Annotated in this window: 4 protein-coding genes and 4 tRNA genes; 6 read left to right on the top strand and 2 right to left on the bottom strand. The window is 44.7% G+C overall.

Annotated features, from left to right (window positions below; translation table 11 throughout):
• Nucleotides 1-178 precede the first annotated feature (178 nt).
• Together B5J93_RS11680 and B5J93_RS11675 are read left to right on the top strand one after the other, a co-directional pair.
• Nucleotides 179-574: a hypothetical protein gene (locus B5J93_RS11680; protein ID WP_079326535.1), complete on the top strand. Its 396-nt coding sequence runs from the start codon at nt 179-181 to the stop codon at nt 572-574.
• 373 nt (nt 575-947) lie between these two features.
• Nucleotides 948-2,492 (top strand): subtype B tannase, encoded by a 1,545-nt coding sequence (locus tag B5J93_RS11675; RefSeq protein WP_079326534.1) that lies wholly within the window; start codon nt 948-950, stop codon nt 2,490-2,492.
• Nucleotides 2,493-2,552: 60 nt separating this feature from the next.
• On the opposite strand, the gene B5J93_RS11670 is transcribed toward B5J93_RS11675, so the two are convergent.
• Nucleotides 2,553-3,674 (bottom strand): aminotransferase class V-fold PLP-dependent enzyme, encoded by a 1,122-nt coding sequence (locus tag B5J93_RS11670; RefSeq protein WP_079326533.1) that lies wholly within the window; start codon nt 3,672-3,674, stop codon nt 2,553-2,555.
• Between the two features lie 75 nt (nt 3,675-3,749).
• Nucleotides 3,750-4,331, bottom strand: a complete 582-nt coding sequence (locus B5J93_RS11665) for a DUF4126 domain-containing protein (protein WP_079326532.1) — start codon at nt 4,329-4,331, stop codon at nt 3,750-3,752.
• Between the two features lie 218 nt (nt 4,332-4,549).
• On the opposite strand from B5J93_RS11665, the gene B5J93_RS11660 reads away from it, so the two are divergent.
• The 4 genes from B5J93_RS11660 (at nt 4,550) to B5J93_RS11645 (ending at nt 4,981) form a co-directional block, all read left to right on the top strand.
• Nucleotides 4,550-4,625, top strand: a tRNA-Thr gene (locus B5J93_RS11660).
• Between the two features lie 82 nt (nt 4,626-4,707).
• A tRNA-Tyr gene (locus B5J93_RS11655) sits at nt 4,708-4,791 on the top strand.
• A gap of 22 nt (nt 4,792-4,813) precedes the next feature.
• Nucleotides 4,814-4,887: transfer RNA gene (locus B5J93_RS11650), tRNA-Gly, on the top strand.
• Nucleotides 4,888-4,906: 19 nt separating this feature from the next.
• Nucleotides 4,907-4,981: transfer RNA gene (locus tag B5J93_RS11645), tRNA-Thr, on the top strand.
• Nucleotides 4,982-5,205 lie beyond the last annotated feature (224 nt).

Raw genomic sequence — 5,205 nt, 5'->3', positions numbered from 1 at the left:
TATTTTAGTTTAACAATGCCTAATCTTTTAAATGAGTGTGTCTGGGCAAGTTACAATTTGCCCTTTTTATAAATATTAAAATTATTTGATTGATAACACCGTTTTTAAAAAGGTTTAAAAATATGTATATATTTATTGGGGCGGGGTTTTAGTTGTTGGTGGGTTTATTGCCTATGGATTGCACCAAACCAATGCTCTGCACCATAAAGCAATCATTGCTGTGTTATTGATATTTTGGGCGGTGGGTACATCGCTTATTGCCTATTTTTATATTAGGGGCGATTACCTATATCATCATGGCAAGATAAAGCAAGAATGTGGCGTGATTATTTATCCCACCAAGCCACTTAGTTTTAAACAACAAAGAAAGGCTATCACTAATCGCATTACCATACAAAGTAGCACCAGCGATAAAAAATACCATTTTCGTTATATTCATGATTATTATGATAACAAGCTGTCTTTTAATGGGTTAAAACAAGGCGATAAGGTTTGCTTTGATTATGTGGTGGTAAAAGGTTTTGCCAATGGCTATCCTTATTGGTTAAAGAAAATTTGGGTGGTGAGTGATTAGGATATTTTAAACATTGATAGCATATTTTATAAAATATGATGAAATTTAATCATCCCAATCAATTTTCTATAAAAAATGGACATTCAATCACTTAATGTAAAAAGTTGGGTGAGAATTGTAAAGCTTGACACGGTTGAGTGGTTGAATTGTATATTCAAGGGTTAAAAACTTGTTTGATAGAGGGTTTCTAACCTATGTTTTTCCTTGAAAAACATGCACTCTTCCTTCTTTTTAAGTAGGTATTTCCGTTGCTAATACCAAAGGTGAGCACGCCCTAAAAGAGCATAAGTTTCTCAAATGATGATTTTTGTACAAGGAGTTGCTTTTTTGACTGCTTGGATTATAATGATTATTATTTTATTGAGAAATATGTATGAAATCCTTATTGTTCATTTTCATTATCGCCTTGCTGTCTTTATCCGCCTGCACCACACCCATTTCCCAAAATACAAATCCAAATGCAAATACAAATAAGCTTGCCACGACCACCATACCAAGCTCTTTAACGTTTAATCCCAATAATTACAAAACCATCACCATCACCCAAGACGACCAAAGCCTTGTCGTGCGTGCGTTTGAAAATATCCCCTATGTGGCAAACCCTACCGAGCCTGATTATCAAGTGATGAACATCTATATCCCCGAGTCGTATTTTACAGGCGACAGCATTAACGGCTACACGGCAGACACCGCCCCGATATTTTTCCCCAATGGCGTGGGCGGATATATGCCCGCCAAGCCGATGACCGCCGAGAGTAGGGCAGGGCGAGACGGTACGCCAAGACCAAACAGTGTGGTTGCCGCCCTTATGCGTGGCTATGTCGTGGCAAGTGCAGGGGCTAGGGGGCGTACGCTTGGCACAGACGGCAACTACACGGGCAAAGCTCCGTCCGTCATCGTGGATTTAAAATCCGCCATTGCCTATCTCAAAGCCAATGACGCACTCATGGCAGGGCGAGCCGACCGTATTATCGCAAATGGCACGTCCGTAGGCGGGGCGATGTCGCTACTTTTGGGGGCAAGTGGCAATAGCATGGATTATCACGCCGAATTGCAAAAAATTGGGGCGATTATGACAGCTGATGACAGCGTGTTTGCCGTGTCCGCCTATGCTCCGATTACCAACCTTGAAAATGCCGATATGGCTTATGAATGGCAATTTAACGGCATTGATGATTATCACAAAATGCACATCTCCATGCTTGACGACAACGTCAAACGTGAACGCATAAAGGCAAACCTAACGGACGAGCAAAAAAGTTGGTCAAATGAATTAAAGGCAAATTTCCCCAGTTATATCAATGGTTTAAAATTGAAAGGGCACAACGGACGGTCATTAACATTGGATAATAACGGCAACGGCACGTTTAAAGATGAAGTGATTTATCATTTGAATAACTCCGCCAATACCGCCTTTAAAAATGGCACGGATTTAAATGAGTTTGACTTTTTGGCACAACGAAAGTCGGCAAACCCTTTTTATGTGGCGGATTTTGACGGTTATTTGAGATACTTGGGGCGTAGCAAGGGCGTACCTGCTTTTGATGCCACAGATTTGACCAGTGGCGAGAATAATTTGTTTGGTAATAAGACTTTGAACAATCAGCATTTTACCGCCTTTGGCAAAAAATACGGGCAAGGGAGTATGGCGGACGCTCACACTGTCAAGATGATGAATGTGATGAATTATATCGCCCAAAGTCCCACCGAGCATTGGCGTATCCGTCATGGGGTAAAGGATAATGATACGTCCCTTGCCGTGCCTGTGATACTGGCCACCGCCTTGCAAAATCAGGGCAAGAACGTGGATTTTGCCTTGGCGTGGGGCGTGGGACATGGCGAAGATTATGATTTGGATGAATTGTTTGATTGGGTGGATAAGCTCGTTAAGGCAAAAGGTGTGGGGAAATCCGAATAACTGTATAAGACAAACAAAAAGCCCAACATCACATTGGGCTTTTTATGTTGATAAAGATAATCAAAACACCTCATCACACGCCTGCTTAAATCGTGCCACCGTGCCTGATACATCGGTCAATTTATCAAGCCCAAACAGCCCAATTCTAAAACTCTTATAATCAGACGGCTCGCCCACTTGTAGCGGTACGCCCCCTGCGATTTGTACACCGACTTTGGCAAACGCCACGCCTTTGTGTACATCATCATTTGGGGCATGGCAGACGATAACCCCAACCGCTTGACTGTCTTTATCCGCCACGCTTACAACCCCTTTGTCATTTAACACTTGCAAAATGTCTTGCCCCAGCTCGATTTGGGCGGATTTTAGCTTATCAAATCCTATGGCTTGGCATTCTTTTAGCGTGTCTCTTAGCTGTCTTAGTCCGTCTGTGGGCATGGTTGCATGATAGGCGTGTCCGCCATTTTCATAGGCGGTCATGATATTCGCCCACACCTTTAAATCTAAGGCAAAACTTGTGGATTCTGTGCTTTGAACAAGCTCTTTGGCACGCTTGGACATCATGACAAGTCCACAGCAAGGTGTGCTAGACAAGCCTTTTTGTGGGGCAGAGAGTAGAACATCAATGCCTAACGCTTTCATGTCAAGCCACACACAGCCCGAGGCGATACAGTCAATCACCAAAATCCCGCCCACGTCATGCACCGCTTGACCTAGTGCCTTGATATAGTTGTCTGATAACATCATGCCAGAAGCGGTCTCAACGTGGGGAGCGAACACCACGCTTGGGCGGTTTTGACGGATATGGGCGGTAACTTCGCTAATGTCGGCAGGGGCGAATGTGGCAGGATTGCCGTGGATTTGGGCGGTAAAAACGTGCGTGGATTTGGCGATACGTCCTTTTTCCAAAATCTGCGTCCAGCGATAGCTAAACCAGCCATTTCGCACAATCGCTACGTCTTTGTCCGTGGCAAGCTGACGGGCGACTGCTTCCATGCTTGACGTGCCAGAACCGGGGATAATCACCACGCCATCGGCATGATAAAGCTCTTTTAAAGTGGCGGATAAGTCTCTCATCACGCTTTGAAATTCGGCAGACATATGGTTCAACGCTCGGTCGGTATAGACCACCGAATATTCCAAAAGTCCTTGTGGGTCAATGTCATCTCGTAAGGCGGGCATGGTTTTGTCCTTAAAAAAGTGGGTTTGGGATAATTTACAAAAATTTAGGATAAATTGCAAATGGTTTTTGCCAAATCACACCGATTCGCTTCCCTTATGGCGGTTTTTGAGCTTAACCACAAGCCAAATAAACACCACAATCCCCACGACAGCAACCACCCCTGCCAATACAGGGGCGAATATGGCAAGTGCTGATAGCCCAATGGCGGTGCCAGTCTCTGCCAGTCCGATGACAGGGTTGGCGACACCAGCGGTCGTGGCGGTTGAAACGGCTCTAGCACCAGCGGTCGTGGTCTTAATGGTCGCTGCCGCTCCGCCCCCTGCCACGATGGCGAGCGCCCATGTCATCGCAGGACTCATGTCGGTCAGACTGCCTGCCATGGCTATCGTCCCTGCCATGCCTGCCAGGGGCACGGCAATGGTGTCAAGCAAATTATCCACAAACGGCACTAAATAAGACATGGACTCAGCGATGCTCGCCACCGCCAAAATCACCAACGCGGTCGTACTGCCTAGCCACAGCCAGCTCTCACCTAAGGGCAATATGCCAAAATAGCTTGCCAGCGACATACCAAACAACGGCACGAACACCCGAAAGCCTGAGCTTGCCGCCAAGCCAATGCCAAGACAAATGCTCAAAATCATCTCTGTTGTCATTTATTGTACTCTTCTTAAAAATAGGATGATGCCATTATACAAAAATATCGGCAGGCGTGCGAATGATTTGTATGTCAAATAATAAAAAATACCAAGCCCACTGCCAGAAAACAATTAATATAAAAAACAATAACTTATAAAATAATTTTAAAAATTTTTAAAAAAATACTTGCACAAATCAAAAACTATGATATCATACGCACCACTTAGGAAACACCGCCGGCTTAGCTCAGTTGGTAGAGCAACTGACTTGTAATCAGTAGGTCGCCAGTTCGATTCCGGCAGCCGGCACCACTCCTAAGAAACCTTTCAGGTCAAGCCCGTTTATTGGGCTTAATCTTTTAACAGACCATTAAAAGACATACCTGTACCACTTGGTGGGGTTGGGGAGCGGTCAAACCCAACAGACTGTAACTCTGTCGCGAAAGCTTCGAAGGTTCGAATCCTTCCCCCACCACCATATTTTCCTACCAAATACCCATGCGGGTGTGGTTTAGTGGTAGAACCTCAGCCTTCCAAGCTGATGGTGCGGGTTCGATTCCCGCCACCCGCTCCATTTATTAGCAAAACTATTTGCTCTTGTAGCTCAGGGGTAGAGCACTTCCTTGGTAAGGAAGAGGTCGCGAGTTCAATTCTCGCCAAGAGCTCCATATCCGACCCTTTGAAATGTTTATTTCAAAGGGTTTTTGTTTTTTCTAAGTTTGATGCTATTTAGGTTCTGGTTCAAAAAGTATGCTAATAAGAAAACCGTTCGTGGTGAGCTATGCCTGCCCATGATAAGGAAAAACTGTTACCCTTCGACAAACTCAGGGCGAACGGAAGACCTAGTCTGGCATACTTTTGAGACTACCGCCGTTATTTATACCAACCGAAC

Origin of the sequence: Moraxella equi, assembly GCF_002027555.1 — a bacterium.
Classification (GTDB): Bacteria; Pseudomonadota; Gammaproteobacteria; order Pseudomonadales; family Moraxellaceae; genus Moraxella; species Moraxella equi.
This window is presented reverse-complemented; position numbering and strand designations above follow the sequence as displayed.